The sequence below is a fragment of the Aquitalea pelogenes genome (genome assembly GCF_041914625.1).
Taxonomy (GTDB): domain Bacteria; phylum Pseudomonadota; class Gammaproteobacteria; order Burkholderiales; family Chromobacteriaceae; genus Aquitalea; species Aquitalea pelogenes.
This window is the reverse complement of the sequence record NZ_JAYSDA010000020.1, coordinates 2981-29420: the sequence shown is the minus strand read 5'-3', so window position 1 is coordinate 29420 and position 26440 is coordinate 2981. Positions and strand designations below refer to the sequence as shown.

Genomic DNA, 26440 nt, shown 5'->3' with positions numbered 1-26440 from the left:
ATAATGAGCAAGCCATTCAAGGTAAAAATCGGCATCAACCCCATTTCCTGGTGCAATGACGACCTGCCCTCGCTGGGCGGGGAGGTCACGCTGGACACCATTTTGCGCGAAGGTGCGCGCATCGGTTATCAGGGCTTCGAGCTGGGCAACAAGTTTCCGCGCGACCCGCAAACGCTGGCTGCCGTATTACAGCCTTATGGCGTGGAGTGCGTGTCAGGCTGGCATTCCGGATATCTGGCGGAAAGCAGTGTGGAAGAGGAAATCCGCCGCGTGGAGCCGCATCTACAACTGCTGGTGCAAAACGGCTGCAAGGTGATGGTGTATGGCGAGGTGGCCAGTGCCATTCAGGGCCAGCCCCAGCCCTTGTACAAGCGCCCGCGTTTTACCAGTCAACAGCAATGGCTGGCCTATGGCGCGCGGCTGAGTGAATTTGCCCGCCATCTGCAATCACGCGGCATCACCCTGGCTTATCACCACCATATGGGGGCCTATGTCGAAACCGCGCAGGACATCGACCAGTTGATGGCGGTGACCGGCCCGGAAGTTGGCCTGCTGTTTGATACCGGCCACATCACCTTTGCTGGTGGCGATGCGCTGGCCGTGCTGAACAAACATATTGCCCGCGTGGTACATGTGCATTGCAAGGATGTGCGCCCGCAAGTGGTGAAACAGGCCTGGAACGGCAACTGGAGCTTTCTGCAGGCGGTGATCAATGGTGCGTTTACCGTGCCGGGCGATGGCTGCATCGACTTTGCCGCCATTTTGCGTGCTCTGGCGGTTCACGGTTATCAGGGCTGGCTGGTGGTGGAGGCCGAGCAGGACCCGGTCGTTGCTCCCAGCTATGAATACGCCGACATGGGCTATCGCACCTTGTCATCGCTGGTGGCGGCCATCAATCAGCAGGAAAGGAATGTGGCATGAGCTTGTTGGTCAAGGCAGGCAAGGGGCGCGAAATTGCCGACATCACCCCGCAAAGCGCAGGTTGGCAGCATGTGGGTTTCCGCGCCGTGCGACTGGATGTGGGCGAACAGGAAAGCTGGCAGGATGCCGGGCGCGAATGCTGTCTGGTGGTGCTGACCGGCAAGGTGGCGGTGCAGGCAGGTAGTCTGTACTGGGACAGCCTGGGTGAGCGCAGCAGCGTGTTTGACGAACAGGCCCCGTGGGCGGTGTATGTCCCGGCCGGCGAGCCTCTTACCATCACCGCACTGATCCCGGCCGAAGTGGCCTTGTGCTCGGCACCTGGCCAGCCGGGCCACGAGGTGCGGCTGATTGCACCTGCCAGCATGCAGCGCAGTGTGCGCGGCAAAGGGGCCAACACCCGCTATGTGACTGATATCCTGCCGCAGACCGAGCCGGCCGACGGCCTCTTGGTGGTGGAGGTCATCACCCCGTCCGGCCATTCTTCCAGCTACCCGCCGCACAAGCACGATCTGGACAATCTGCCAGCGGAAAGCGCACTGGAAGAAACCTACTACCACCGCATCGACCCGCCACAGGGTTTTGCCTTCCAGCGGGCCTACACCGACGACCGTAGCCTGGACGAATCCCACGCCGTGGAAAACCACGACGTGATGATGGTGCCGCGCGGCTACCACCCGGTGTGCGTGCCCTATGGCTACCAGTCCTATTACCTCAACGTGATGGCCGGGCCCAAACGCCAGTGGTCCTTCCACAACGACCCGCAACACGAATGGCTGTTGCAACTGCCTGATTGAGGCCGTGGTGCCGGGCTGTCCTGGCCCGGTGCTGGTCGTCACATTCCCGCTCATTTTCCATTTGATGCCCACCGCTCAAGGGCAGGCCCCCGGCTTGCCCGCAGCAAGGAGAAACCATGTTGCAGATTCCGCATTTCATCAATGGCCAGCGTACTGCTGGTGTGGCACAGCGTTACAGTGCCGTGTTCAACCCGGCATTGGGCCGCCCGCAGGCCGAAGTGGCCCTGGCCGAGCCGCAGGATGTGGCCGCCGCAGTGGCCGCCGCTCACGCAGCGTTTCCGGCCTGGGCGGCACTGTCCCCGCTCAAGCGCTCGCGCATCCTGTTCCGCTTCAAAAGCATTCTGGAAGAACGCCAGCGCGAACTGGCGGCGGTGATTTCCAGCGAGCATGGCAAGGTGGAGTCCGACGCCCAGGGCGAAGTGCAGCGCGGGCTGGAAGTGGTGGAGTTTGCCTGCGGCATTCCGCAATTGCTCAAGGGCGAATACACCGAACAGGTGGCCACCGGCGTGGATGCCTGGACCATGCGCCAGCCGTTGGGCGTGGTGGCCGGCATCACACCGTTCAACTTCCCGGCCATGGTGCCGATGTGGATGTTCCCGGTGGCACTGGCCTGCGGTAATACCTTCATCCTCAAGCCTTCCGAGCGCGACCCGTCCGCCCCCTTGCTGATTGCCGAATGGCTGCAGGAAGCCGGGTTGCCGGATGGCGTGTTCAATGTGCTGCAAGGCGACAAACTGGCGGTAGACGGTCTGCTTACCCATCCGGACGTGGCCGCAGTCAGCTTTGTCGGCTCCACCCCGATTGCCCGCTATATCTATGAAACCGGTGCCGCACACGGCAAGCGGGTGCAAGCGCTGGGCGGGGCCAAGAACCACATGGTGGTGCTGCCGGATGCCGATCTGGACATGACCATCGAAGCGCTGATGGGCGCGGCCTATGGTTCGGCTGGCGAGCGTTGCATGGCCATCTCCGTGGCCGTGGCCGTGGGTGAGGTGGCTGACACACTGGTGGCGCGGCTGGCCGAGCGTACCCGTCAGCTGCGCATCAATGTCGGTACCGACCCCAAGGCCGAAATGGGCCCGCTGGTCACGCGTCAGCATCTGGACAAGGTGACTGGCTATATCGCACAGGGTGTGGCGGAAGGTGCCAGACTGGTGGTGGATGGCCGTGGCCTGGTGGTGCCAGGCTGCGAGGAAGGCTTCTTCATCGGCGGCACACTGTTCGATCACGTTACCCCGGAGATGACCATCTATCAGGAAGAAATCTTCGGCCCGGTGCTGGCCGTGGTGCGGGTGGACAGTCTGGAGGCGGCAGTAAAGCTGATCAACCAGCACACCTATGGTAATGGCACGGCCATCTTTACCCGCAATGGCGGTGCCGCGCGTGAGTTTGCCCATCGCATTCAGGTAGGCATGGTGGGCATCAATGTGCCGATTCCGGTGCCCATGGCCTTCCACAGCTTTGGCGGCTGGAAAGCCTCGCTGTTTGGCGACCATCACATGCACGGCCCGGAAGGCGTGCGTTTTTACACCCGCATGAAGGCCATCACCAGTCGCTGGCCGGCAGGGCAGGTGCAGAGCGCAGAATTTGCCATGCCAACCCTGGGTTGAGCGGCAGCAAGAGGGGCCATGCTTGTCGCCGGGCCTCTCTTGTTTCGGACATGGTTTGCATCCTCTGATCGACCTTCAGGCAGCCTTGGCTGCCTTTTTTTGATTGGAGCAAACAAAAGGCCCGCCTTGTTGAAGGGCGGGCCGCTGTGCCGTTGGGTGCAATTACTGTCCGGCGGGCGCCAGCAGCGGGGTATAGCCCAGACTGCGCAGCTTGGCCATGGCCTCGTCGGCTTCGGCCCGGTTCTTGAACGGTCCAAGTTGTACACGGGTTTCGGTATGAGCCTCGATACCCTTGGCCTTGAGTTCTTTCACCAGCTTTTCAGCATTGCCCATGCTGGAGAACAAGCCCAGCTGCAACTTGTAACCCAGCGAACTGCCTTCCGGCTTGGCCTTGGAAAGTGGCGCGCTCTGGGGCAGGGCGGTGGCTTCTGCACTATTTACCGTCACCGGTGACGCCGTGCCGGCAGATGGTGCGGGTTTGCTGGCAGCCACATGCGGTGCAGCGGTGTTTGCCGCTGGTGACGCTGCCGGGGCTGGCGTACTGGTGGTGACGGTGCTTGTACTGCCGGTACCGGCTTTGACGACAGGCTTGCTGGCAGGCGGGTGTGCCGCTGGTGGTGCCACCGGTTTTGCACTGGCCACTGCCGGAGTCTTGCTCACATCCGGGGCCTGTGGTGTGGCGGCAATAGGCGCCGCTGGCGAAGGTGAAGTTCCGGCATCAGTCTCCGGTGCACTGGCTTCCACTGCCGGCGCGCTGGCGACTTGCGGCTCCGGTGCGCTGGCCTCCACTACCGGGGCGGAGGCGGCATTGACAATCTTGCCGGAGCTGCTGACCGGTGCTGCTGCCGTCATGTCGACCTTGGGCTTCTTCATGCCATCGAGCACCGGAATGGCGGCCAGTGCCACCGCAACCAGGCCACCGGCAATCGCCAGGCGTTTTTTCAGCTTGCTGTTGAGGTCTTGTTCGTCCGGCGCATGGCCGTGGTCTTGCCCGTGGTTTTGTTCAGTCATGGCCTTGAATTTTTATGCAGCAGAGGCTTGAAAAGGCTGGTAAAATATCGGGTTCCTCAGAATTGCGTAACCCGAGTGGATAAACTAAAGCCTAGTTTAGCCACTTGTTCTGTTATTTGGGAGTATTTGGGAGATTTTTATGGCAATTGAACGTACCCTGTCCATCGTTAAGCCGGATGCCGTCGCCAAGAACGTGATTGGCAAGATCTACGACCGTTTCGAATCCGCCGGTCTGAAAATTGTTGCAGCCAAGCTGAAGCAACTGTCCCGCGCTGAAGCCGAAGGCTTCTACGCTGTGCACAAAGAACGTCCTTTCTTCAAGGACCTGGTTGACTTCATGGTTTCCGGCCCGGTGATGATCCAGGCTCTGGAAGGCGAAAACGCCATCGCCAAGAACCGCGAACTGATGGGCGCCACCGACCCGAAAAAGGCTGACGCCGGCACCATCCGCGCCGACTTCGCCGAATCGATCGACGCTAACGCCGTACACGGCTCCGACAGCGCTGAAAACGCTGCCATCGAAGTGGCTTACTTCTTTGCCGCTTCCGAGATCTACTCCCGTTAATCTCGTTTTGCCGTAATGGATGTATCTGGCGGCAGCCCTGTGGCTGCCGCTGTTTTACCGAGGACTGCATGAAAACCAACCTGCTCGACTTCAATCTGGACCAGCTGACCGAACACTTTGCCGCCATGGGTGAAAAACCCTTCCGCGCCAAGCAGGTGATGCGCTGGATGCACCAGATGGGCGAAGACGATTTCGACGCGATGACCGACCTGGCCAAGAGCCTGCGTGCCAAGCTGCACGAGCGGGCCGAGGTGCGCGTACCGTCGCTGATGACCGGGCAGGCGTCCAGTGATGGTACCCGCAAGTGGCTGCTTGACGTCGGCACCGGCAACGGTGTGGAAACCGTGTTCATTCCGGAAGACGACCGCGGCACCTTGTGCGTGTCATCCCAGGTGGGTTGCGCGCTGGAGTGCACGTTCTGCTCCACCGGCCGCCAGGGTTTCAACCGCAATCTCTCCACCGCCGAAATCATCGGCCAGCTGTGGTGGGCCAACAAGGCCATGGGAATCACCCCGAAGAACGAACGGGTGGTGTCCAATGTGGTGATGATGGGCATGGGCGAGCCATTGGCCAACTTCGACAATGTGGTCAGCGCGCTGCAGATCATGCTGGACGACCACGGCTACGGCCTCAGCCGCCGTCGGGTGACGCTGTCCACCTCCGGCCTGGTGCCGCAGATGGACCGCCTGCGTGAAGCCTGTCCGGTGGCGCTGGCTGTCAGCCTGCACGCCCCCAACGATGCCATTCGTGATGAAATCGTCCCCATCAACAAAAAGTATCCGCTCAAGGAACTGATGGCCGCCTGCCAGCGCTATCTGGAAAAGGCCCCGCGCGATTTCATCACCTTTGAATACGTGATGCTGGACGGCATCAACGACCGGCCGGAACATGCGCGACAGTTGCTGGAACTGGTACGCGACGTACCGTGCAAGTTCAACCTGATTCCGTTCAACCCCTTCCCCAATTCCGGCTATGACCGCTCCAGCAATAATGCAATCCGGATTTTCCGGGAAATGTTGCAGGAGCAGGGCTACGTGGTTACCGTAAGAAAAACCCGTGGCGACGATATCGATGCAGCATGCGGGCAACTGGCGGGGCAGGTGATGGACAAGACCCGCCGTCAGGTCAAATGGATGCAGATCGCACAGGAGAATGAAAAATGATCAAGTGGCGAGTGTGGATGGCAGCAAGCCTGTTGGCGTATGCCTGTGTCGCATTCGCCGCTCCGGCCAACCGGAAACTGGCGGAAATCCGCAGCCAGCTGGCCGTTGAATATGCATCGATGGGCAATCTGCCCGTGGCGCTGGAATCTGCCAATGAAGCCGTCGAAGCCGATGACAGCTTTGCGGGTGCCTATCTGACGCGCGCCTACATTTTCAATCTCATGCATCTGGATGCCGATGCCGAGAAGAACTTTCTGAAGGCTTTGCAGGTCGATCCATCCAGTCCGGAAGCCAATAACAACTACGGCCAGTTCCTGTGCGAGCACGACCACCCGCGCACAGCGATGGACTACCTGGCAAAGGCTATTGCCAACCCCTTGTACCAGACACCACAGACCGCCTACCTCAATATGGGCCGCTGCAGTGTCAAGCTGGGGGAGACCACCCAGGCCAACGATTACCTGCTGACCGCACTGCGACTGGCTCCGGACTATCCGCCGGCGCTACGTGAGCTGGCGGCCTTGCATCTGGAGCTGGGCAATGCCAAGCTGGCATCCTTTTATTTTTCCCGCCTGCTGAAAATTGTCGGGAATACCCCGCCCGGTGCCGATGTGCTGTGGCTGGGTGTGCAGATTGCCAGAAAAGGGGGAGACCGGTCGCATGAGGCGGAATATTCGGCCCTGCTGAAAAACAAATACCCGGACTCCAAAGAAACTCAAATGCTGTTGAGCGGAAGCTGAAGATGGAACAGGAAGCAAATGGTCAGCTCTCAGGGCTTGGCGTCGGCGCGGTGCTCAAGGCGGCCCGTGAACGTGCCGGCCTGAGTCTGGGCGAAGTGGCAGACCGGCTCAAGCTGTCCATCCGGCAACTGGAAGCCATCGAACACGATGATTTCCAGCAACTGCCGGGTAGCACTTTTGTACGTGGTTTTGTCAGGAACTATGCCCGTTTTCTGCATGTGGATCCGGAACCCCTGATGCAGCAACTTGAGCAGCATTTTCCATCTGCGGTCAACGACGTGGTCAACCTGGTCAAGCATGAGGCGCAGGGTGATGCCGTGGCGCATGCGCCACAGGCAAACGCACTGGATAACATGCAGGCCCCAGGCGGCAAAGCCGGCAAATGGCTGATCGTTGTCCTGGTGCTGGCAGTACTGGCTGCGGCAGTCTGGTTACTGTCCCGGCCTGCCAGCAAGGCAGATGACAGCAAGCAAACCTTGCAACCCATGCTGACGGAACAGGCAGCTTCGCCGGCTACTTCAGCCTCGGCACCCTTGCCGCAGGCCGAGGCAGCATCCGCCCCGCAAGCTGCCCCGGCAGAGACTACGCAACCGGCAGCATCAGCCCCTGCGGTAGTGACCCAGCCGGCCCCCGTGGCCAGCAAGCCACAGGCCAGCATCCCGAGTGCAGTGGATGCGGCACTGGCAGCCGCTACCGGCAAGATCAGCCTCAGTGCCAAACAGGCAGCGTGGATCTCGGTCATTGATGCCACCGGCAAGAAACTGCAATTTGGCACGCTGGAAGCAGGTGGCAGCAAGGAGTTGAGCGGTACGCCGCCGTTCCAGCTGAAAATTGGCAATGCGGCCCAGGTCGAACTCAGTTTTAACGGCCAGCCGGTTGCGCTGGCCGACAAGATTCGTGGCACTACTGCCAAAATTGAACTCAAGTAAATGCGGATTGTTGCATGAATAGCGTGAATATCGCGCGACGCCCCACCCGTCAGGTACGCGTGGGGCATGTCATGGTGGGGTCGGATGCACCGGTTGTGGTGCAGTCCATGACCAATACCGACACGGCAGATGCCATCGCCACCGTAGAACAGGTTTACCAGTTATCCCAGGCCGGCTCCGAGCTGGTGCGCATCACGGTCAACTCGCCGGAAGCTGCCGCGCGCGTGGCGGAAATCCGCCAGCGGCTGGACGACATGGGGTGTAATGTCCCGCTGGTGGGCGATTTCCATTTCAATGGCGAACGCCTGCTCAAGGAATACCCCGATTGTGCCCGCGCCCTGGCCAAATACCGTATCAATCCCGGCAATGTCGGCAAGGGTGCCAAGGGGGATGACAAGTTTGCCTACATGATCCGCACCGCGGCCGAGCTCAATAAGCCGGTACGCATCGGCGTGAACTGGGGCAGCCTGGATCAGGCCCTGCTGGCACGCATGCTGGATGCCAATAACAGCAAGCCGCAACCCTTGCCGCTGGAACTGGTGATGCGCGAAGCGCTGATCGTGTCGGCGCTGGAATCTGCCGACAAGGCGATGGAACTTGGCTTGCCGGCTGACAACATCCTGCTGTCGTGCAAGGTCAGCAATGTGCAGGACCTGATCACCGTTTACCGTGATCTGGGCAGCCGCTGCGACTTTCCGCTGCATCTGGGTCTGACCGAAGCCGGCATGGGCAGCAAGGGCATCGTGGCTTCTTCCGCGGCGCTGGCCATCCTGTTGCAGGAAGGCATTGGCGATACCATCCGTATTTCGCTGACCCCGCAGCCGGGTGAAGCACGTACCCGCGAAGTGGTGGTGGCGCAGGAGCTGCTGCAAACCATGGGCCTGCGCAGCTTCACCCCGCTGGTGACTGCTTGTCCGGGTTGTGGCCGCACCACCAGCACCTTCTTCCAGGAACTGGCCGACCAGATCCAGACATACCTGCGCGAGCAGATGCCGGTATGGCGTTTGCAATATCCGGGTGTGGAGGACATGAAGGTAGCGGTGATGGGCTGTGTGGTGAATGGCCCGGGCGAAAGCAAGCTCGCGGACATCGGCATTTCGCTGCCCGGCACCGGTGAAGTGCCGGTGGCACCGGTCTATGTGGATGGCCAGAAGGATGTCACCCTGAAAGGCGACAATATCGCGGCTGAATTCATGGCACTGGTGAACAACTATGTTCACAGCCGTTTTGGTGAAGGTGGCAGCAAGCGCCGGGAAACACCGGCTGCACGCACCATTCCCATCCTGCCGCAGCGCTGAGCGCAGGCAGCTACAGACTGGCAAGATCAACCGAATAGCAAGAAAAAACATCAAATGGCGCAAAAATTGCAGGCAATCAAGGGCATGAATGATGTACTGCCCGCCGAGTCGTACCAATGGGAATACTTTGAAGGCGTATTGCGCAAGCTGCTGGCCGACTATGGCTATCAGAACATCCGTACACCGATTGTGGAAACCACCCCGCTGTTTGTCCGGGCCATTGGCGAAGTGACCGATGTGGTCGAAAAGGAGATGTACACCTTTGTCGACAGCCTCAACGGTGACAGCCTGACCCTGCGCCCGGAAGGTACTGCAGGTACCTTGCGTGCTGTGGTGGAACATACCCTGCTGTACAACACCACGCAGAAGCTGTGGTACATGGGCCCGATGTTCCGCCACGAAAAACCGCAAAAAGGCCGTTACCGCCAGTTCCACCAGATGGGCATCGAGGCACTGGGCTTTGCCGGCCCGGATATCGACGCCGAAATCATCGCGATGACCGCCGACCTGTGGCAACGCCTGGGCCTGAGCCAGTATGTCCGTCTGGAAATCAACTCGCTGGGCAATGCCGAAGAGCGTGCAGCGCATCGCAAGGCGCTGATCAGCTATCTGGAAGGCTTTGTCGACATCCTGGATGAAGATGGCAAGCGCCGCCTGTACACCAATCCGCTGCGCGTGCTGGACACCAAGAACCCGGCATTGCAGGAAATGGCCAATAACGCGCCGCGCCTGTCCGACTATCTGGGTGAAGCTTCGCGTGCCCATTACGAAGGCTGGAAGGCCATGATTGGCGCGCTGGGCATCGACTTTGTCGAAAACCCGCGTCTGGTCCGTGGCCTCGATTACTACAATCAGTCCGTGTTCGAGTGGGTCACCACCGAACTGGGCGCACAAGGCACGGTATGTGCCGGTGGCCGTTACGATGGCCTGATTGAACAACTGGGTGGCAAGCCTGCACCGGGCATCGGTTTTGGCATGGGCCTGGAGCGTGTGCTGCTGCTGTTGCAGGACAAGGGTTTGTTGCCGGCGGCACGCAGCGTGGATGTGTACATCGTGCAGCAGGGCGATGGTGCAGCCATGTATGCGATGAAACTGGCACAGCAGTTGCGCCATGCCGGCCTGTCCGTCATCCAGCACCTGGGTGAAGGCAGCTTCAAGTCGCAAATGAAAAAGGCCGATGGCAGCGGTGCCGAATTTGCCGTCATCATCGGAGAAAACGAAATGGCGGCAGGTCAGGCCGTGGTCAAGCCCATGCGTGCCGAAGCAGCACAGCAAACCGTGGTGCTGGACCAGGTAGCCGCGACCATTGCCGCGATCAAGGCTTGATATAAGGGGGGTGCGCAATGGCGTACGACTTGCAGGAACAGGAACAGATCGACTCCATGAAGGCCTTCTGGCAACAATGGGGCAAACTGATTGGTGGTGCGGTGCTGGCCGTCAGCGTGGCCTATCTGGGCTACAAGGGCTATGGCTACTATCAGGCAGTACAGGCCAGCAAGGCTGCCGTGGTGTTTGCCGATGTCGAGCAGGCTGCTCAGACGCAGGACCTTGCCAAGGTAAAATCGGCTGCCGCGCAGTTGCAGGCAGACTATGCCGGCACCGCTTACGCTGCTGATGCCGCCTTGCTTGCCGCCAAGGTCGCCTTTGAAAAGAACGATCCGGCCACGGCACAGGCCCAGCTGGGCTGGGTGGTGCAAAACGTGAAGGACGAATCCATGGTTGCCGTGGCGCACCTGCGTCTGGCCACCATCCAGCTCGACCAGAAGCATTACGATGCAGCTCTGGCCGAACTGGGTCAGGCTCATCCTTCAGCCTTTGATGCCCTGTTCCTTGATTTGCGCGGCGATGTGCAGACTGCCAAGGGCGACAAGGCTGCCGCCCGTGACGCCTACAAGGCTGCGCTTGCCAAGCTGGTAGGCGACTCGCCCAACCGCCAGTTCATTCAGACCAAACTTGACGCACTGGGAGCCTAATTGATGCGCCGCCAACTGCTGGTTACCGCTGTACTCTCCTCCTTCTTGCTGGCTGGTTGTGCCAGCTGGTTTGAAGGTTCTGTCGCTGCCAAGCCCACACCGCTGGCGGACATCAAGCCCATCCAGGCGCTGAAAGTGAAGTGGACGCTGTCACAAGCTGCATCCGATGGCACATTCACACCGGTTTATGCCAACGGTAATGTGGTTTCTGCTGATGCCGATGGTCATATCCGTGTGGTGGATGCCCTGACCGGTCGCCAAACGGCTGACATCGCGCTCAAGCGCGGTCTTTCCGCTGGTGTGGCTGTAGCGGGTGATACTGTCATCGTCGGCACGCTGGACGGCAAACTGCTGGCCGCCGACCGTAACAGCGGCAAGGTACTGTGGGAGCAGTCGCTCACCAGCGTCATTCTGGAAGCCCCGCAGGTGGCTGGCAGCATGGTGGTGGTGCGCAGCAATGACGGCCGTCTGACCGGTTTCAGCCTGAGTGATGGCAAGCAGCAATGGTCGGTATCCCGCACGCAGCCGCAGCTGCTGGTTCGCAATACCGGCTCCATGCAGGCTGTCGGTAACGAAGCTGTCATGGTTGGCCTGCCTGGCGGCAAGCTGGACATCATCAGCCCCGCCAACGGCAATACCCTGTGGGAAGGCGTAGTGGCCAACCCGCGTGGTGCCACCGAACTGGAACGCATTACCGACATCACCAGTCGTCCGGTCTACGAAAACGGTCAGGTGTGTGCCGTGGCCTACCAGGGAAAAGTAGCCTGCTTTGATGCCAAGGGCGGCAACCTGATGTGGTCGCGTGAGTTGTCCTCCAGCCGTGGCGTCGCGCTGGATGCCAGCAAGCTGTATGTCACTGCAGAAAACGGTTCGGTCTGGGCCTATGACCGTACTACCGGCCGCAACCTGTGGAAAACGGATGCCCTGAAATTCCGTAATGTATCTGGCCCCGCCATGCTCGGACGTTTTGTTCTGGTGATCGATGGCGAAGGCTATGGCCACCTGCTGTCCAATGAAAATGGCAGCCTGGTGGGCCGTGTGAAACTAGGTAGCGAAGGCACTGTCGCCCAGCCCCTGTCCCTGGGCTCTTCTGCCCTGGTACAAGCGGCAAGTGGCCGCCTGTCGCTGCTGTCCATTGAGTAAATGTTGTAATGAAACCTACCGTAGCGCTGGTCGGCCGTCCCAATGTGGGCAAGTCGACCCTTTTTAACCGGCTCACCCGTAGCCGTGACGCACTGGTCGCCGACCAGCCTGGCCTGACTCGCGACCGCCATTACGGTCACGGTCGCGTCGGGGGCAAACCGTATCTGGTGGTGGATACCGGCGGTTTCGAACCCGTGGTCGACGAAGGCATCCTGTTCGAGATGGCCAAGCAAACCCTGCAGGCGGTCGACGAAGCCGATGCGGTGGTGTTTCTGGTGGATGGCCGTACCGGCATCACTCCGCAGGACAAGATCATCGCCAACCGGCTGCGCCAGATCGACCGACCGGTTTTCCTGGTGGTCAACAAGGCCGAAGGCATCAGCCATGCCATTGCCGGAGCGGAATTCCACGAACTGGCACTGGGTCAGCCGCTGGTGATTTCCGCCGCACACGGTGACGGCGTGCGTGAACTGATGGACATGGTGCTGGAAGACTTCCCGGAAGAAGTGGAAGAAGAAGACCGCTATCACCCGAAGTTTGCCGTCATCGGCCGCCCGAATGTGGGCAAGTCCACGCTGGTGAATGCCATTCTGGGTGAAGAGCGTGTCATCGCCTTCGACCAGGCCGGGACAACGCGTGACAGCATCTATATTGATTTTGAACGCGAAGGCCATACTTACACCATTATCGACACCGCAGGTGTGCGTCGTCGTGGCAAGGTGAACGAAGCGATTGAAAAGTTCTCCGTCATCAAGACCATGAAGGCCATTGAAGACGCGAACGTCGCGGTACTGGTGCTGGATGCGCAGCTGGACATTTCCGAGCAGGACGCCACCATTGCCGGCTTTGCACTGGAAGCAGGCCGGGCGCTGGTGGTGGCAGTCAACAAATGGGACAACCTGGATTTCGAGCAAAAGGAAACCATCAAGCGGGATATCGCCCGCAAGATCAGCTTCCTTGACTTTGCCAAGTTCCATTACATCTCGGCCATCGAAGGCCGTGGTGTGGCCGATCTGTTCAAGTCCATCGACGAAGCCTACCAGGCTGCCATGGTCAAACTGGCCACGCCCAAGCTCACCCGTGTGCTGAATGTTGCAGTTGAGCGTCAGGCTCCGCCGCGTTCGGGCCTGATGCGTCCCAAGATGCGTTATGCTCACCAGGGCGGCATGAATCCGCCCATCATCGTCATTCACGGCAATGCACTGGATGCGATTCCGGCAAGTTATACGCGTTATCTGGAACATACCTTCCGCAAGGTGTTCAAACTGCAGGGTACGCCACTGCGGGTACAGTACAAAACCTCGGAAAACCCCTTCGATACCGAAGAATCCAAGGAAAAGTCCAGAGCCAAGCCCAAGCCGATGTCCAAGATGCGTGGGCGCGAGAAGGAAGTGCGCTGGGGCAAGAGTGGTAAAAAATAGTAGGCTGGGTTTTTTTCTGCTAAAAATAAGCATGCCAGCCGGGTTTTAAAGATTACTTAATACAACAATCAACGATTCGGAGAAAACGAATGAGCTCTAAAGGGCAAATGTTACAAGACCCGTTCCTGAACATCCTGCGTAAGGAACACGTGCCGGTTTCCATCTATCTGGTTAACGGTATCAAGCTGCAGGGTCAGGTCGAGTCTTTTGACCAATACGTCGTGCTGTTGAAGAACACGGTAACCCAGATGGTATACAAGCACGCCATCTCCACCGTGGTACCGGCCCGTCCGGTTAATATCCCGCACGAACATCCGGGTCAGAAGCAGGATCAGCAAGACGCCTGATCGGGCCGAGCGCTGTTATCCTCCACGGGCCGCCAGACTGTGTCATCCTGACACGGTTTGTCGGCCTTTTTTCATGCCAGGTTCGGCTGCAGCCATGCTCAAGCCATGCTCAGCAGTTGCAGCGCAACCCTTTATAACGGTTTTGAATACTGTGTTTGATCGTCCCGATATTGGAGACCAGGCTGTGCTGGTCTGTCTGGATTTTGGTGATCCGGATCATCAGGAAAATGTTGCCGAATGTGCCGAGCTGGTTCGCTCTGCCAATGTCACTGTCACCGGCATCATCCAGGGCAAGCGCCAGCGTCCGGATGCCGCCTTGTTTGCCGGCAAGGGGAAAGTGGAAGAGGTTGGGGTGATGGTGAGGGCCACCGGTGCGAATGTGGTGATTTTCAATCACCAGCTATCGCCAGCGCAGGAGCGCAATCTGGAACGCGCGCTGCAATGCCGTGTGATCGACCGTACCAGCCTGATCCTGGACATCTTTGCCCAGCGCGCCCGTAGTCATGAAGGCAAGCTGCAAGTCGAACTGGCGCAACTGTCGCATATCGCTACCCGTCTGGTGCGTGGCTGGACCCACCTTGAACGCCAGAAGGGTGGTATTGGTCTGCGTGGACCGGGTGAAAGCCAGCTGGAAACCGACCGGCGCTTGCTGGGCAACCGGGTCAAGGCACTGAAAGAACGCCTGGCCCAGGTACAGAAGCAGCGCAATACCCAGCGCCGGGGGCGGCAGCGTACCGGCATCGCCTCGGTATCCATCGTGGGTTACACCAACGCAGGCAAGTCCACTTTGTTCAATGCGCTGACCAAGGCGCGTGCCTATGCGGCGGACCAGCTGTTTGCCACGCTGGACACCACCAGTCGCAAGCTGTTTCTCAATACCGAAACTTCCATCATCGTTTCGGATACCGTCGGTTTCATCCGGGATTTGCCACATACCCTGGTTGCCGCATTTCGTGCCACGCTGGAAGAAACCATCCAGGCTGACCTGTTGCTGCATGTGGTCGATTCTTCCAACCCCTTGCGGGATGTTCAGATCGAAGAAGTCAACAAGGTGCTGGCTGAAATCGGCGCCGAGTCCGTGCCGCAGCTGATTGTGTGGAACAAGACCGATTTGCGCCAGCTGCCAGCGGACATTGAACGGGACGAGCATGGCGAAATCCAGGCTGTGCGTCTGTCCGCCCTCACCGGGGAAGGGCTGGAACTCTTGCGTGAAGCACTTGCCGAACGCTTGCAGTCACCTGATAACCAACATGAAGAACAAGACGAATATGTCGCAGAATGATCCAAACCGGGGACGTCAGGGCAGTGACGGACCGCCGGATCTAGACGAAGTATTCCGCCAGCTCAATCAGAAGCTGGCACGTTTGCTTGGTGCCCGTCCGACGGCAGGCGGCCAGCCAGGCCCGGAACCCAAGGCAGCATTCAAGGGCGGAGCCGTCGCTGTGGTCGGTGTCCTGGCGGCACTATGGCTGGGGAGCGGATTCTATGTCGTGGATGCCAAGGAGCAGGGGGTGGTGTTACGCATGGGTAGTTTCAGCCGCGTCACCGATCCGGGTTTGCAATGGCACCTGCCTTACCCGTTTGAGAAAGCTGAAATCGTCAACCTGACCGAACTGCGCAGCGTGGAAGTCGGGTATCGCAGCAATGCCAAGAACAAGGTGCCGGAAGAGTCGCTGATGCTGACGGCAGACCAGAACATCATCGACGTGCAACTCTCGGTCCAGTACGACGTGAAGGACCCCAAGGCCTTCCTGTTCAACAATGCCTCTGCCGACCGTAATGCCAACGATATCGTCAAGCAGGCTACGGAAACGGCCATCCGCGAAGTTGTCGGCCGCAACAAGGTGGACTTTGTCCTGAATGAAGGTCGTGCCCAGATCGCCGCAGACGCACAAAAAGTGATCCAGGACATTCTGGATCGTTATGGCCTGGGGGTGCGCATTGCCAAGGTCAACATCAATGCCGTGCAGCCACCCGAGCAGGTTCTGGCCGCATTTGATGATGCCGTGAAGGCCGGTCAGGACAAGGACAAGTTACGCAACGAAGGTTTGGCCTACGCCAATGATGTAGTGCCCAAAGCCAAGGGCATGGCGGCCAGACTGGAACAGGAGGCGGAAGCCTACCAGCAGAAAGTGGTAGCGGAGGCAGAAGGCGATGCCTCCCGATTCAAGCAAGTGTTGTCTGAATACAACAAGGCGCCCAAGGTCATGCGTGACCGCCTCTACCTGGACATGATGCAGCAGGTAATGAGTGCCAGCAGCAAGGTCATTGTGGATCAGAAGGGCGGCAATAGCCTGCTCTACCTGCCGCTGGACAAACTGATGCAAGCAACGGCGCCAACTGCACCCGCTACCGCCAGTGCAGCATCGGCACCTGCAGCAGCGCAGCCTGCGGCTCCGGTAGCACCTGCCGTGCGTGGTAACAAGAATGGTCGCGATTTCGGTCGCAGCCGTGACATTCTCGGCGGGGAGCGCTGACATGCAGAAACTCATGCCAACTTTGCTCGCGGTACTTGCCGGCCTGTTCATCGCCAGCCTGTCGCTGTTTACTGTCGACCAGCGCCAGTACGCCATGGTTTTCCAGTTTGGTGAGGTGAACCGCATCATCACTACCCCGGGCATCCATTTCAAGATACCGCTGTTGCAGAATGTGCGTTATTTCGACCGCCGGGTGCTGACCATCGATGCCGAAGCCCCAGAGCTGTTCAACACCCGCGAGAAGAAGAACGTGCTGGTGGATAGCTATGTAAAATGGCGCATTGTCGATGTCGAACAGTTCTACAAGAGCGTTGGTTCGGAAGCCGCAGCGGTCGCCCGCCTGAAGCAAACCATCAATGATGGCTTGCGCGCCGAGTTTGGCCAGAAGACGGTTGCCGACGTGATTTCCGGCAAGCGGGACGAGGTGATGGACACGGTTCGCAAGCGCGCAGACGCAGATGCGCGTAAAATAGGCGTGGAAATTCTCGATGTACGCTTAAAACGAGTCGATTTTCCGGATAAAATAAGCAACTCTGTCTATGACCGCATGCAGTCAGAACGTCGTACCGTCGCCAGCCAGTTGCGCAGCGAAGGTGCTGCCGATGCTGAACGCATCCGTGCCGAAGCAGAAAAGCAACGCGATGTCATCCTTGCCGAGGCCTACAACAAGGCGCAGCAACTGAAAGGTGCTGGCGATGCCCGGGCAGCAGCGATTTATGCTGAAGCCTATGGCCGCAGTCCGGAGTTCTACGCGTTCTGGCGCAGCATGGATGCCTACAAGGAATCGTTCAAGAACAAGAGCGATGTCATGGTGCTGGACCCGAACAGCGAGTTCTTCAAGTACTTCAAGAACCCGCAGGCTGCCAGCAAGGGCAAGTAAGCGTTGTCTTGATTCTACAATCAGTTTTCATGACTGGCCGGACACCCCGGCCAGTTTGCCGTAAACAGGGCGGGGTGATGAATCCCGCCTTTTATTTGTCGAAAACGGAATATGCGTAACTGGCTGTTACCCGAATACATTGCGGACATTCTGCCCGCCACTGCCCGCCAGGTGGAGTCTGCCAAGGCGGCGATGCTGGAACAATTCCGCTGTGCAGGCTATGAACTGGTCCTGCCGCCGCTGATCGAATATGTCGATTCGCTGATCGCCGAAGGGGATACCGCGCTGGATCTGAAAACCTTCAAGCTGGACGACCAACTTTCCGGTCATCAGCTTGGGTTGCGCGCCGACATCACCCCGCAGGTGGCGCGTATCGATGCTCACCTGCTGGGCCATCGCACTGGTGTGACGCGCTTGTGCTATGCCGGTAGCGTGGTGCATACCCGTCCCAACGGTTTGATGAGCTCGCGCCAGCCCATGCAGGTTGGTGCCGAGCTTTATGGATACGCCGGTATCGAGGCGGACATTGAAATCATCGAACTGATGTTGTCCACGCTGGAGCAGGTCAAGGTACCGCAACTGCGTCTGGACGTCGGCCATACCGCCATTTTCCGTGGTCTGGCCAATGCCGCAGGCTTGTCGCCGCAGGCAACGCGCGAGCTGTTTGCCGTCCTGCAAAACAAGGATGCAGCCAGCATTGCCGAACAAGTCGCCGGTCTGGCTGAACCGTATCGTTCTGCCTTCCTGGCCCTGCCCGAACTCTACGGCCCGGCCAGCGTGCTGGAAAAGGCGCGTACCCGTCTGCCTTCATTGCCGGAAGTGGAACTGGCACTGATGCAGCTGACTGCCATTGCCCGTGCCTTTGAAGGCCGTGTTGCCATCAGCTTCGATCTGTCCGAGCTGCGCGGCACGCACTACCATACCGGTTTGATTTTTGCCGCCTATGCCCCGGGCTGGGCGGTGGAACTGGCCCGTGGTGGCCGCTACGACAATGTCGGTCGTCGTTTTGGCCGTGCTCGTCCTGCAACAGGTTTCAGTCTGGATCTGCGTGATCTGATCCAGATCCTGCCGGAACGCGGCAGTGCCATGGGCATCCGCGTTTCCAATCGCCATCTGCCAGCGGCACAGGCAGAAGTCGAGCGCCTGCGCGCCGGCGGCGAAGTCGTGATCATTGATTATCTGGGGGAATCAGCCGAGGCCATCGGCTGCAACCGTGAACTGGTTCCGGCCGCTGACGGCTGGCAGATCGTCCCCTTTAACTGATTTTTAGTTTGACTGAAGAAGAGGTTTTTCCAATGTCCAAGAATGTTGTCGTGATCGGTACCCAATGGGGTGATGAAGGCAAGGGCAAGATCGTTGACTGGCTGACCGACCACGCACGTGCTGTGGTACGTTTCCAGGGTGGTCACAATGCGGGCCACACTCTGGTGGTGAATGGCAAGAAAACCGTACTGCGTCTGATTCCGTCCGGCATTCTGCGTGAAGGCGTGGAATGTTTCATCGGTAATGGCGTGGTGCTGTCGCCTGAGGCACTGCTGAAGGAAATCGACGAACTGGAAGCTGCTGGCGTGAATGCCTCGGCCCGTCTGAAGATTGCCGAAGGCTGTCCGCTGATCCTGCCTTACCACGTGGCGCTGGATCAGGCGCGCGAAGCCGCGCTGGGTGCTGGCAAGATCGGTACTACCGGTCGCGGTATCGGCCCTTGCTATGAAGACAAGGTAGCCCGTCGCGCACTGAAGGTGATCGACCTGTTCAATCCGGAACGTTTTGCCTCCAAGCTGAAGGAAAACGTTGAGTACTACAACTTCCTGCTGACCAATCTGCTGAAGGCAGCCCCGGTAAGTTATGAAGTCATCCTGGCTGACACCATGAAGCTGGCCGAGCGCATCAAGCCGATGGTGTCTGATGTGTCCCGCACACTGTACGACATGGACAAGGCCGGTACGCCCATCCTGTTTGAAGGTGCCCAGGGCACCCTGCTGGATATCGACCACGGTACCTATCCCTTCGTCACCTCGTCCAACTGCGTGGCTGGTGCCGCAGCACCGGGTGCAGGCGTTCCGCCGCAAATGCTCAGCTACGTGCTGGGTATCGTGAAGGGCTACTGCACCCGCGTGGGTTCCGGTCCCTTCCCGAGCGAACAGGAAAACGAAATTGGCGCATTCCTGGCCAAGCGTGGTAACGAGTTCGGTTCGGTTACCGGTCGTCCGCGTCGTTGTGGTTGGTTCGATGCCGCTGCGCTGAAGCGTTCCATCCAGATCAACGGTGTGTCCGGTCTGTGCGTGATGAAGCTGGACGTGATGGACGGCCTGGAAGAAATCCAGCTGTGCACCGGCTACATGCTCGATGGCAAGAAGATTGACATTCTGCCCTTCGGTTCCGATGCGGTTACCAAGTGCGAACCGGTTTACGAAACCATGCCGGGCTGGACGGATTCCACCGTTGGTGTGAAGCGCTGGGAAGACCTGCCGGCTAACGCCCAGGCTTACCTGAAGCGTATCGAAGAAGTATGTGGTGCACCGATCGATATCGTTTCCACCGGTCCTGACCGTGAAGAAACCATCGTACTGCGTCATCCTTACGGCCTGTAATCCTGGCCTGATCCAAAAAAGCCCACCTTATACGGTGGGTTTTTTTTATGTATCAGTACTGGCATGATAGCGCTAACACCCTGGATGCAGTCTCTCTCCAGCGCCTGATTCACCTGCCTTGCCTCCCCCTGGAAATGACATGAGCACACCTTTGAATGCCGTATTGCTTGGCTATGGTTATGCCGGTAAAACCTTCCATGCTCCCTTGATTGCCGCCTGTCAGGACTTGCGCCTGTACGGGATTGTCAGCAGCAAGTCCGGGCAGTTGCAGGCTGACTGGCCTGATGCACGGTGCTGGCCCTCGCTTGAACAGGCTTTGCAAGATGCAGCGGTCGACCTGATTGTGATTGCCACCCCTAATGACTTGCATTTCGAACAGGCACGCGCTGCGCTGCTGGCTGGCAAGCATGTTGTCGTCGACAAGCCGTTTACCGTCACGCTAAGTGAGGCAAGAGAGCTGGATGAGCTGGCAAAGCAGCAGGGCGTGTTGCTATCCGTTTTCCATAATCGTCGCTGGGATGCTGATTTTCTGACCCTACGCCAGTTGGTGGAAAGTGGCCGCTTGGGGCAGATCAGCCAGTTTGTCTCGCACTTTGACCGCTACCGTCCTGAAGTACGACAGCGCTGGCGCGAGCAAGGCGGGGCCGGTAGCGGGTTGTGGTACGACCTGGGTCCGCATCTGCTGGATCAAGCCTTGTTGTTGTTCGGGCGTCCTCTGGGAATTACCGCCTTTCTTGCCACGCAGCGTCAGGGCGCCAAGGCAACGGATTATTTCCATGTGCAATTGCGCTATCCGGCAACGCACGTGGTATTGCATGGCTCATGCCTGGTGAGTGGCGGTATCCCGCGCTATGCGGTGCATGGCGATCTGGCTAGCTATGTCAAATACGGACTGGATACGCAGGAGTCGGACTTGAAGCAGGGCAAGGCTGTGGGCGCAGAAGGATGGGGCAATGACCCTCTGCCGGGGCAGTTGATCGTGGCTGAAGGTGATGTGAGCCATTGCTCGCAATGGGCTAATCAGGTTGGTGACTATCGTTGTTACTACCAGCGTGTTGCTGCAGCCATCCGTGGGCAGGACAGTAATCCGGTGACTGCTGCCGAAGCCGCCAACGTGATGGAGTGGCTGGAGCGCGCCGTGCGTAGCGCTGAGTCGGGGCGTGAAATCTCTGCGGAGGAGGTGCTGTGAGTATCGAGCAGGATTTGCAGATCATTGCGCAGCAGGAAGCCCTGCTGCAATTCAAGCAATTCGATGCGGATACCGCGTGGCTGGTGGGTTGCCGTCTGCGGGAGGATGCGATACGGCGTGGTGCCGCACTGGCGATTGTGCTTACTCTCAACCAGACCAGGCGCTTTCAGTGCCTGATGCCGGGTGCCACAGCCAATAACGAGGACTGGGCCAGGCGCAAGCATAATGTGGTGCAGAAGTTCGAGCGCAGCTCACTGGCCATCGGGCTGGATTGCCAGCGTCAGCAAACCAGCCTGCAGGAGAAGAACGGACTGCCATTGGCAGATTACGCTACCCATGGCGGCGGGTTTCCGCTGCTGCTGGAAGGCGGCGTGTGTGTCGGCTCGGTCGTAGTATCCGGCTTGCCACAACGCGAGGACCACCAACTGGTGGTGGATGTACTGGCTGCCATGCTGGGCCGGGAGGATGTACCCCGGCTGGATGTGTAAGCGCAGCGGCCCCTATGGCCCGCTGCGTGCCGGGCGGGCATCTGCATCCGTCAGCGTGCCAAGAAATGCCAGCAAGTCATTGATTTCTTGTGCGTCAAGCGCTGGCGATGCGCCCTTTTTTCCGCCAAAGGGGGCATCGCGGTTGATATTGCCATGATAAACCGTCGGCAAGTCGTCAAACATCACCGGCTGGCCATTGCTTACGACGGGGTACCATTTTTCCGGTTGGGTATCACGGCTGGCATAGAATTCCACCGCCTTGCGCAAATCATGGAATACCCCGTTGTGGAAAAACACCTTGCGTGTGGCCACATTGCGCAAGGACGGGGTCCGAAATAGCCCGCAGTACTCTGCTTTCTGCATATCCTGGCGCACTGGTCCACATAGACCCATATCGTGGAATGCCGTATTCCGATTTATTTCCAGTTGTCGATTGCGTGGTACACCCAGCGCAATCAGGCCAAAGTCGCTAAACGCCGGAAAAGCACCATCGGCCTGGCGCTCACTCAAATGACAGGCGGCACAGTTGCCCTTGTCCGGATTGTTGAATACTTGCAAGCCGCGCATCTCCTGACGGCTCAGTTCCGCCTTGCCCCGCAGCCAGTCATCATATTTGCTGCTATACGGGTAAAAATCGGCCGGGTTTTGCTGAAATACCTCCAGTGCCAGTACCAGTTTGTCGAAGGCTTGTGCCGGATGCTGGAAAATATCTTTGCCGAAAACAGCCATGAAGGCGTTGGCACTTGCACTGCCTTCTAGCTGCTTCACCACCTGGTCTGCGCTGGCATTGGCCATCTCATTGCTTGCCAGCAATGGAATGGACGCCTGTTCGTGCAAGCTGGCAGCGCGACCATCCCAGGTAAAGCCCCCGGTCGGCCCTGCATCCTCGCTGTCATTGCCATCGTTGTCGCGGAAGTGCTCGCTAAAAGGCGGTACGGTCTGCAAATAGCGCAGGGACGGCACGGCACGGTTACCCATTTGCTTGCCATTCAGCCCGCCAAGTTGTGCCGACTTGCCATCCGGAGGGCCATAAGCATGATCCGGACTGTGACAACTGGCACAGGATTGCTTGCCATTGGCCGACAGCGCGGTTTCAAAGAACAGCTGGCGTCCCAGCTGGGTCAGCTGGTGGTTGTCCGGTATTGAGCTGACTGCATAAATACCGGCCACCGGGCTGACTTGCCCTTGTCTGCCTGCTTGTGTGCATGCGCAAAGACTGCCGAGCAGCAGAAAACCGCCTAGCCAAGAGGAAATACGTAACAGGGTGGTGGAGTGGTGCATGGTGCTTGATCGACGACAGGATTGTTGCAACATAGCGTAGTTTCATCACGGGCTGATGACGTTAAGTCTCTGTACAAGGGCCAGTAACTGCCAGCTTGCCGCATCAATAATTTTCAGTTTCTAATCCATCATCATGCTGCAACACGCCGCAGCGACAATCGCTGGTATTCAGCATACGGAGACAGACATGAAAATTTCCAGGTCCTTGTTGGCACCGATGGCGCTGACCCTTGCTCTGGCAGGGTGTAACAGCATGCCTGTAGCGGCACCGACTACTGCCGGCTCGCTTGATGCCATCCAGAACGTAGTGGTTATTTTTGCCGAAAACCGTGCTTTTGATAATTTGTACGGGCTGTTTCCCGGTGCAAACGGCATACCCGGGGTGAACCCCTCTTCGCGTGGTACGTACTTCCCGCAGAAGGATTTTGATGGTTCCGTGCTCCCCGTATTACCGCCGACCTGGGGGGGGCTGACGGTAGCCGGGCAGCGAGTCACCATGTCCCAGGCACAAACCATGGGCTGGCCCAACCGGCCGTTCCAGCTGGATGATCCCAAAGGAGTGCAGGGTAGCGGCACCGTGATTGCGCAGGATGTCACGACACGAGATCTGGTTCATCGTTTTTATAACAACCAGATGCAGATCAATGGTGGTGCCAACGACAAGTTTGCCGCTTATTCCGATGCCGGCGGTCTGAGCATGGGGTATTACGATGGCAGCAAAATGGCCTTGTGGAAGCTGGCGCGTCAGTACACGCTGGCCGACAACTTCTTCATGGGTGCCTTTGGTGGTTCCTTCCTCAATCACCAGTACCTGATTTGCGCCTGTGCTCCGCAATATCCGCATGCAGATGCAGCTGACTCGCCGGCGCGCGATTCCATCTCGGCCATCGACACCGATGCACAGGGACGCTTCCTGCGGCTGACTCCCGCCGCCAGTGCCAAACCATCGGTTCTGGAGGGCAAACCAAGCTACAAGAATGATGGCAACCTGACGCCAAAAGACCAGCAGGGCATGTTCTATGCAGTAAACACCATGCAGCCGTTATATCAGCCCAGTGGCAATGCCCCGGCTGCCAACGGAGCAAGTCAGTATGCGGATACTGCCAAGGCAACCACCTTGCCAGCCCAGAACGGCCCGACCATCGGGGATCGGCTGAGCGCCAAAGGTGTGAGCTGGGCCTGGTATGCCGGTGGCTGGAATGCTGCGCTCGCCGCGCGCAGCAATATCTACAATGGCAGTACGCCTAACTTCCAGCCTCATCATCAGCCCTTCAACTATTACGCCGACTTTGACCCGCTTACCCGGCAGGCTAATCGTCAGGCACACCTGAAGGATTTTGATGCAGAGTTCCTCCAGGCTGCAGAAGCCGGGAAGCTGCCGGCAGTTTCATTCTATAAACCGCAAGGGAATGTCAACCAGCATGCAGGTTATGCCAGCGTGGCAGATGGCGACGAGCACATTGCCCGGGTTATTGCCCGTCTGCAGCAGAGCCCGCAATGGAAGAACATGCTGATTGTGGTGACTTACGATGAAAACGGTGGCATCTACGACCATGCACCGGTCCCGCAAGGTGACCGCTGGGGTCCGGGGAGCCGCATTCCTGCCATCATCATTTCCCCCTATGCCCGCAAAGGCTTTGTCGATCACACGCAATACGATACCGGCTCCATCCTACGCTTCCTGACGCGCCGTTTTGAGTTGCAACCTTTGCCTGGCGTACTGGAACGTGATGCCGGTTTGCGCGCTCATGGGTCAGCCCCTATGGGTGACCTCAGCAACGCCTTGCAGTTACCAGCGCAGTAATGCCCTGGATGTGTCATCACAAACAAGGCAGCCATGCGCTGCCTTGTTTTATTCCATCATCTGCAACACTTGTTTGTAAGATCCTTGCGGTGGGTTTGGGTCAAGCTGTTAGACTGAATTCAGATTTTCTACCGCTTTGACACGACATGCAGTTTCTTCTTGCCCGCGGCATGCTGACGCCGCTCATCATTGCGACCGCACTATTCATGGAGAACATGGATGCCACGGTTATTTCCACATCCTTGCCCGCCATTGCACAGGATTTGCAGGTTGATCCGGTGGCTCTCAAGCTGGCGCTGACCTCCTATCTGGTCAGCCTTGCCGTCTTTATCCCCGTCAGCGGCTGGATGGCGGACCGTTTCGGCGCACGTCGCATTTTCCGCTCGGCCATCCTGGTTTTCATGGCGGGTTCCATCCTTTGCGGCTTCAGTGGCTCGCTGGAGTCATTTGTCCTGGCACGCTTCGTACAAGGTATGGGCGGAGCGATGATGGTGCCAGTGGGACGACTGGTCATCTTGCGCACAACGCGCAAGGATGAATTGGTCCGGGCGTTGAGTTACCTCACCATTCCTGCCTTGCTGGGCCCTGTTATCGGGCCACCATTGGGTGGGTTTATCACCACGTATTTCCATTGGCGCTGGATATTCTTCATCAATATTCCCATTGGCCTGTTAGGCATGGTGCTCGCTGGCCGTTAAATCGAGAATCTGCGGGATGAAAATGTACCGGCACTGGACAAGACCGGCTTCTTCTTGAGCGGAGTGGGCTTGTCCATGCTGATGCTGGGGCTGGCTACCGAGGGCAAGCATATGCTGTCTGCCAACCTTTCTTTGGCCGTCAGTGTGGCTGGAGGAGTGATGTTGCTGGCTTACTTGCTGCATTACCGCCGGGTTGACGAGCCTTTGCTGGATTTGTCCTTGCTGCGCTTGCCAACTTTTCATGCCAGTGTCTGGGGGGGGCTTTCTCATTCGCATGGGGATAGGTGCCACCCCTTTCCTGCTGCCCTTGATGTTGCAGCTTGGCTTCGGCTACACGCCTTTTCAATCGGGCTTGCTGACTTGTTCCACTGCAGTTGGCGCCATTTTCATGAAAACCATTGTATCCTGGGTGCTCGAACGCTTTGGCTTCAGGCAAGTACTGACCTGGAATGCCGTACTGGTCGCCTTGTCCATGGCGGTGTACGGGCTGTTTCGTCCCGAAACACCGCACTGGGTGATGCTGCTGGTGTTTGTACTGGGTGGTTTTCTGCGCTCTTTGCAATTTACCAGTCTTAACGCCATTGCCTTTGCTGACGTGGCACAGGCGCGCATGAGCCATGCAACCAGTCTGTCCAGCGTGGCGCAGCAATTGGCAGCTGGGTTTGGTGTGACTTTTGCAGCCATCATTTTGCAGACGACTGCGGGCTTGCAAGGACATGGGACTTTGCAAGGCAGCGATTTCGCCTGGTCTTTTCTGGCGATGGGCATGCTGACCTTGCTTTCGGTCGCATTTTTCTGGCGGCTGGATCGTAATGCGGGTGCTGCACTGGCAGTGCGCGGGGAGGGGAGCAAAAAGCAAGCGCAATGAAATTATCTGCGCAGAAATGGAAAAAGCCGTTGATCAGAGATCAACGGCTTTTTATTGGTGCCCAAGAGAAGACTCGAACTTCCACACCCTTGCGGGCGCTAGGACCTGAACCTAGTGCGTCTACCAATTCCGCCACCTGGGCAAAGCAAATTGTCGTACTGCAAACCAGCAGTAAATGCTGATTCTAAAAATTGTTGGTGCCCAAGAGAAGACTCGAACTTCCACACCCTTGCGGGCGCTAGGACCTGA

Annotated in this window: 26 protein-coding genes and 1 tRNA gene; 23 read left to right on the top strand and 4 right to left on the bottom strand. The window is 58.5% G+C overall.

Annotation, left to right across the window (positions count from 1 at the left end):
* The first annotated feature begins 3 nt into the window (after nucleotides 1–3).
* From iolE to ACE3SE_RS15090, 3 genes are all read left to right on the top strand, one after another.
* Nucleotides 4–921 carry a myo-inosose-2 dehydratase gene (gene iolE / locus ACE3SE_RS15100; protein ID WP_374556414.1) on the top strand — a complete coding sequence of 306 codons (918 nt, stop codon included), beginning with the start codon at nucleotides 4–6 and terminating at the stop codon, nucleotides 919–921.
* Nucleotides 918–1715, top strand: coding sequence for a 5-deoxy-glucuronate isomerase (iolB, locus tag ACE3SE_RS15095; RefSeq protein ID WP_374556412.1), 798 nt, complete (start codon nucleotides 918–920; stop codon nucleotides 1713–1715). The genes iolE and iolB overlap by 4 nt, the downstream gene beginning before the upstream one ends.
* Before the next feature lie 116 nt (nucleotides 1716–1831).
* On the top strand, nucleotides 1832–3325 hold the full coding sequence (locus tag ACE3SE_RS15090; protein ID WP_374556410.1) for a CoA-acylating methylmalonate-semialdehyde dehydrogenase: 1494 nt from the start codon (nucleotides 1832–1834) through the stop codon (nucleotides 3323–3325).
* Between the two features lie 162 nt (nucleotides 3326–3487).
* Here the strand turns inward: ACE3SE_RS15090 and ACE3SE_RS15085 are convergent, their stop codons facing one another.
* Nucleotides 3488–4336, bottom strand: coding sequence for an SPOR domain-containing protein (locus tag ACE3SE_RS15085; RefSeq protein ID WP_374556408.1), 849 nt, complete (start codon nucleotides 4334–4336; stop codon nucleotides 3488–3490).
* A gap of 139 nt (nucleotides 4337–4475) precedes the next feature.
* Between ACE3SE_RS15085 and ndk the strand changes: the two genes are divergently transcribed.
* From ndk to ACE3SE_RS15000, 17 genes are all read left to right on the top strand, one after another.
* Complete coding sequence (gene ndk, locus ACE3SE_RS15080) at nucleotides 4476–4901, top strand: nucleoside-diphosphate kinase (protein WP_059287534.1); 426 nt, start codon at nucleotides 4476–4478, stop codon at nucleotides 4899–4901.
* Between the two features lie 68 nt (nucleotides 4902–4969).
* Nucleotides 4970–6064, top strand: coding sequence for a 23S rRNA (adenine(2503)-C(2))-methyltransferase RlmN (rlmN, locus tag ACE3SE_RS15075; RefSeq protein ID WP_131355213.1), 1095 nt, complete (start codon nucleotides 4970–4972; stop codon nucleotides 6062–6064).
* Entirely contained in the window at nucleotides 6061–6804 is a 744-nt protein-coding gene (pilW, locus tag ACE3SE_RS15070) for a type IV pilus biogenesis/stability protein PilW (RefSeq protein WP_239689626.1), read from the top strand. Before rlmN ends, pilW begins: the two co-directional genes overlap by 4 nt.
* A 2-nt stretch (nucleotides 6805–6806) precedes the next feature.
* Nucleotides 6807–7733 carry a helix-turn-helix domain-containing protein gene (locus tag ACE3SE_RS15065; RefSeq protein WP_374556405.1) on the top strand — a complete coding sequence of 309 codons (927 nt, stop codon included), beginning with the start codon at nucleotides 6807–6809 and terminating at the stop codon, nucleotides 7731–7733.
* Nucleotides 7734–7747: 14 nt separating this feature from the next.
* Complete coding sequence (gene ispG, locus ACE3SE_RS15060) at nucleotides 7748–9031, top strand: flavodoxin-dependent (E)-4-hydroxy-3-methylbut-2-enyl-diphosphate synthase (RefSeq protein ID WP_374556403.1); 1284 nt, start codon at nucleotides 7748–7750, stop codon at nucleotides 9029–9031.
* A 54-nt stretch (nucleotides 9032–9085) separates the two neighbouring features.
* Nucleotides 9086–10357 carry a histidine--tRNA ligase gene (hisS, locus tag ACE3SE_RS15055; protein WP_045844756.1) on the top strand — a complete coding sequence of 424 codons (1272 nt, stop codon included), beginning with the start codon at nucleotides 9086–9088 and terminating at the stop codon, nucleotides 10355–10357.
* 17 nt (nucleotides 10358–10374) lie between these two features.
* Nucleotides 10375–11004, top strand: coding sequence for a YfgM family protein (locus tag ACE3SE_RS15050; protein ID WP_374556401.1), 630 nt, complete (start codon nucleotides 10375–10377; stop codon nucleotides 11002–11004).
* A gap of 3 nt (nucleotides 11005–11007) precedes the next feature.
* Nucleotides 11008–12147 (top strand): outer membrane protein assembly factor BamB, encoded by a 1140-nt coding sequence (gene bamB, locus ACE3SE_RS15045; protein ID WP_374556399.1) that lies wholly within the window; start codon nucleotides 11008–11010, stop codon nucleotides 12145–12147.
* A gap of 8 nt (nucleotides 12148–12155) precedes the next feature.
* Nucleotides 12156–13568 carry a ribosome biogenesis GTPase Der gene (gene der, locus ACE3SE_RS15040; protein ID WP_045844759.1) on the top strand — a complete coding sequence of 471 codons (1413 nt, stop codon included), beginning with the start codon at nucleotides 12156–12158 and terminating at the stop codon, nucleotides 13566–13568.
* Nucleotides 13569–13657: 89 nt separating this feature from the next.
* Nucleotides 13658–13915, top strand: coding sequence for an RNA chaperone Hfq (gene hfq / locus ACE3SE_RS15035; RefSeq protein WP_045844760.1), 258 nt, complete (start codon nucleotides 13658–13660; stop codon nucleotides 13913–13915).
* A 151-nt stretch (nucleotides 13916–14066) separates the two neighbouring features.
* Nucleotides 14067–15197 (top strand): GTPase HflX, encoded by a 1131-nt coding sequence (gene hflX, locus ACE3SE_RS15030; protein ID WP_045844771.1) that lies wholly within the window; start codon nucleotides 14067–14069, stop codon nucleotides 15195–15197.
* On the top strand, nucleotides 15166–16392 hold the full coding sequence (hflK, locus tag ACE3SE_RS15025) for an FtsH protease activity modulator HflK (RefSeq protein ID WP_374556396.1): 1227 nt from the start codon (nucleotides 15166–15168) through the stop codon (nucleotides 16390–16392). The genes hflX and hflK overlap by 32 nt, the downstream gene beginning before the upstream one ends.
* A 13-nt stretch (nucleotides 16393–16405) precedes the next feature.
* Nucleotides 16406–17272: a protease modulator HflC gene (gene hflC, locus ACE3SE_RS15020; RefSeq protein ID WP_374556394.1), complete on the top strand. Its 867-nt coding sequence runs from the start codon at nucleotides 16406–16408 to the stop codon at nucleotides 17270–17272.
* 111 nt (nucleotides 17273–17383) lie between these two features.
* Complete coding sequence (locus tag ACE3SE_RS15015; RefSeq protein WP_045844763.1) at nucleotides 17384–18535, top strand: ATP phosphoribosyltransferase regulatory subunit; 1152 nt, start codon at nucleotides 17384–17386, stop codon at nucleotides 18533–18535.
* Between the two features lie 32 nt (nucleotides 18536–18567).
* The gene (locus ACE3SE_RS15010) at nucleotides 18568–19863 is read left to right on the top strand and encodes an adenylosuccinate synthase (RefSeq protein ID WP_131355202.1); all 1296 of its coding nucleotides are present in this window, start codon (nucleotides 18568–18570) and stop codon (nucleotides 19861–19863) included.
* Between the two features lie 139 nt (nucleotides 19864–20002).
* Nucleotides 20003–21052, top strand: coding sequence for an oxidoreductase (locus ACE3SE_RS15005; protein ID WP_374556392.1), 1050 nt, complete (start codon nucleotides 20003–20005; stop codon nucleotides 21050–21052).
* Nucleotides 21049–21540 (top strand): heme-degrading domain-containing protein, encoded by a 492-nt coding sequence (locus tag ACE3SE_RS15000; RefSeq protein WP_374556390.1) that lies wholly within the window; start codon nucleotides 21049–21051, stop codon nucleotides 21538–21540. Before ACE3SE_RS15005 ends, ACE3SE_RS15000 begins: the two co-directional genes overlap by 4 nt.
* Nucleotides 21541–21552: 12 nt before the next feature.
* Here ACE3SE_RS15000 and ACE3SE_RS14995 read toward each other — a convergent pair whose 3' ends face one another.
* Nucleotides 21553–22821: a cytochrome-c peroxidase gene (locus tag ACE3SE_RS14995; protein WP_374556388.1), complete on the bottom strand. Its 1269-nt coding sequence runs from the start codon at nucleotides 22819–22821 to the stop codon at nucleotides 21553–21555.
* Between the two features lie 187 nt (nucleotides 22822–23008).
* Here ACE3SE_RS14995 and acpA point away from each other — a divergent pair, with 187 nt between their 5' ends.
* Both acpA and ACE3SE_RS14985 read left to right on the top strand, forming a co-directional pair.
* On the top strand, nucleotides 23009–24625 hold the full coding sequence (acpA, locus tag ACE3SE_RS14990; protein ID WP_374556386.1) for an acid phosphatase: 1617 nt from the start codon (nucleotides 23009–23011) through the stop codon (nucleotides 24623–24625).
* A gap of 146 nt (nucleotides 24626–24771) precedes the next feature.
* The gene (locus ACE3SE_RS14985) at nucleotides 24772–25323 is read left to right on the top strand and encodes an MFS transporter (RefSeq protein WP_374556384.1); all 552 of its coding nucleotides are present in this window, start codon (nucleotides 24772–24774) and stop codon (nucleotides 25321–25323) included.
* Here ACE3SE_RS14985 and ACE3SE_RS14980 read toward each other — a convergent pair.
* Nucleotides 25297–25566 carry a hypothetical protein gene (locus ACE3SE_RS14980; protein ID WP_374556382.1) on the bottom strand — a complete coding sequence of 90 codons (270 nt, stop codon included), beginning with the start codon at nucleotides 25564–25566 and terminating at the stop codon, nucleotides 25297–25299. The genes ACE3SE_RS14985 and ACE3SE_RS14980 overlap by 27 nt on opposite strands.
* Between ACE3SE_RS14980 and ACE3SE_RS14975 the strand changes: the two genes are divergently transcribed.
* Nucleotides 25565–26191: an MFS transporter gene (locus tag ACE3SE_RS14975; protein ID WP_374556380.1), complete on the top strand. Its 627-nt coding sequence runs from the start codon at nucleotides 25565–25567 to the stop codon at nucleotides 26189–26191. The genes ACE3SE_RS14980 and ACE3SE_RS14975 overlap by 2 nt on opposite strands.
* A gap of 55 nt (nucleotides 26192–26246) precedes the next feature.
* On the opposite strand, the gene ACE3SE_RS14970 is transcribed toward ACE3SE_RS14975, so the two are convergent.
* Nucleotides 26247–26333: transfer RNA gene (locus ACE3SE_RS14970), tRNA-Leu, on the bottom strand.
* Nucleotides 26334–26440: the final 107 nt, after the last annotated feature.

Excerpts from the sequence above, each read along its gene's own strand:
- hflC (WP_374556394.1), top strand. The coding sequence starts at position 16,406 with ATGCCAACTTTGCTCGCGGTACTTGCCGGCCTGTTCATCGCCAGCCTG.
- ACE3SE_RS15065 (WP_374556405.1), top strand. The coding sequence starts at position 6,807 with ATGGAACAGGAAGCAAATGGTCAGCTCTCAGGGCTTGGCGTCGGCGCG.
- iolB (WP_374556412.1), top strand. The coding sequence starts at position 918 with ATGAGCTTGTTGGTCAAGGCAGGCAAGGGGCGCGAAATTGCCGACATC.
- der (WP_045844759.1), top strand. The coding sequence starts at position 12,156 with ATGAAACCTACCGTAGCGCTGGTCGGCCGTCCCAATGTGGGCAAGTCG.
- acpA (WP_374556386.1), top strand. The coding sequence starts at position 23,009 with ATGAAAATTTCCAGGTCCTTGTTGGCACCGATGGCGCTGACCCTTGCT.
- ACE3SE_RS15050 (WP_374556401.1), top strand. The coding sequence starts at position 10,375 with ATGGCGTACGACTTGCAGGAACAGGAACAGATCGACTCCATGAAGGCC.
- ACE3SE_RS15010 (WP_131355202.1), top strand. The coding sequence starts at position 18,568 with ATGTCCAAGAATGTTGTCGTGATCGGTACCCAATGGGGTGATGAAGGC.
- ACE3SE_RS14980 (WP_374556382.1), bottom strand. The coding sequence starts at position 25,566 with ATGAAAAGTTGGCAAGCGCAGCAAGGACAAATCCAGCAAAGGCTCGTC.
- ACE3SE_RS14975 (WP_374556380.1), top strand. The coding sequence starts at position 25,565 with ATGCCAGTGTCTGGGGGGGGCTTTCTCATTCGCATGGGGATAGGTGCC.
- ACE3SE_RS15090 (WP_374556410.1), top strand. The coding sequence starts at position 1,832 with ATGTTGCAGATTCCGCATTTCATCAATGGCCAGCGTACTGCTGGTGTG.
- ACE3SE_RS15015 (WP_045844763.1), top strand. The coding sequence starts at position 17,384 with ATGCGTAACTGGCTGTTACCCGAATACATTGCGGACATTCTGCCCGCC.
- pilW (WP_239689626.1), top strand. The coding sequence starts at position 6,061 with ATGATCAAGTGGCGAGTGTGGATGGCAGCAAGCCTGTTGGCGTATGCC.
- ACE3SE_RS14985 (WP_374556384.1), top strand. The coding sequence starts at position 24,772 with ATGCAGTTTCTTCTTGCCCGCGGCATGCTGACGCCGCTCATCATTGCG.
- hfq (WP_045844760.1), top strand. The coding sequence starts at position 13,658 with ATGAGCTCTAAAGGGCAAATGTTACAAGACCCGTTCCTGAACATCCTG.
- ACE3SE_RS14995 (WP_374556388.1), bottom strand. The coding sequence starts at position 22,821 with ATGCACCACTCCACCACCCTGTTACGTATTTCCTCTTGGCTAGGCGGT.
- hisS (WP_045844756.1), top strand. The coding sequence starts at position 9,086 with ATGGCGCAAAAATTGCAGGCAATCAAGGGCATGAATGATGTACTGCCC.
- ispG (WP_374556403.1), top strand. The coding sequence starts at position 7,748 with ATGAATAGCGTGAATATCGCGCGACGCCCCACCCGTCAGGTACGCGTG.
- iolE (WP_374556414.1), top strand. The coding sequence starts at position 4 with ATGAGCAAGCCATTCAAGGTAAAAATCGGCATCAACCCCATTTCCTGG.
- hflK (WP_374556396.1), top strand. The coding sequence starts at position 15,166 with ATGAAGAACAAGACGAATATGTCGCAGAATGATCCAAACCGGGGACGT.
- ndk (WP_059287534.1), top strand. The coding sequence starts at position 4,476 with ATGGCAATTGAACGTACCCTGTCCATCGTTAAGCCGGATGCCGTCGCC.
- ACE3SE_RS15005 (WP_374556392.1), top strand. The coding sequence starts at position 20,003 with ATGAGCACACCTTTGAATGCCGTATTGCTTGGCTATGGTTATGCCGGT.
- rlmN (WP_131355213.1), top strand. The coding sequence starts at position 4,970 with ATGAAAACCAACCTGCTCGACTTCAATCTGGACCAGCTGACCGAACAC.
- ACE3SE_RS15085 (WP_374556408.1), bottom strand. The coding sequence starts at position 4,336 with ATGACTGAACAAAACCACGGGCAAGACCACGGCCATGCGCCGGACGAA.
- bamB (WP_374556399.1), top strand. The coding sequence starts at position 11,008 with ATGCGCCGCCAACTGCTGGTTACCGCTGTACTCTCCTCCTTCTTGCTG.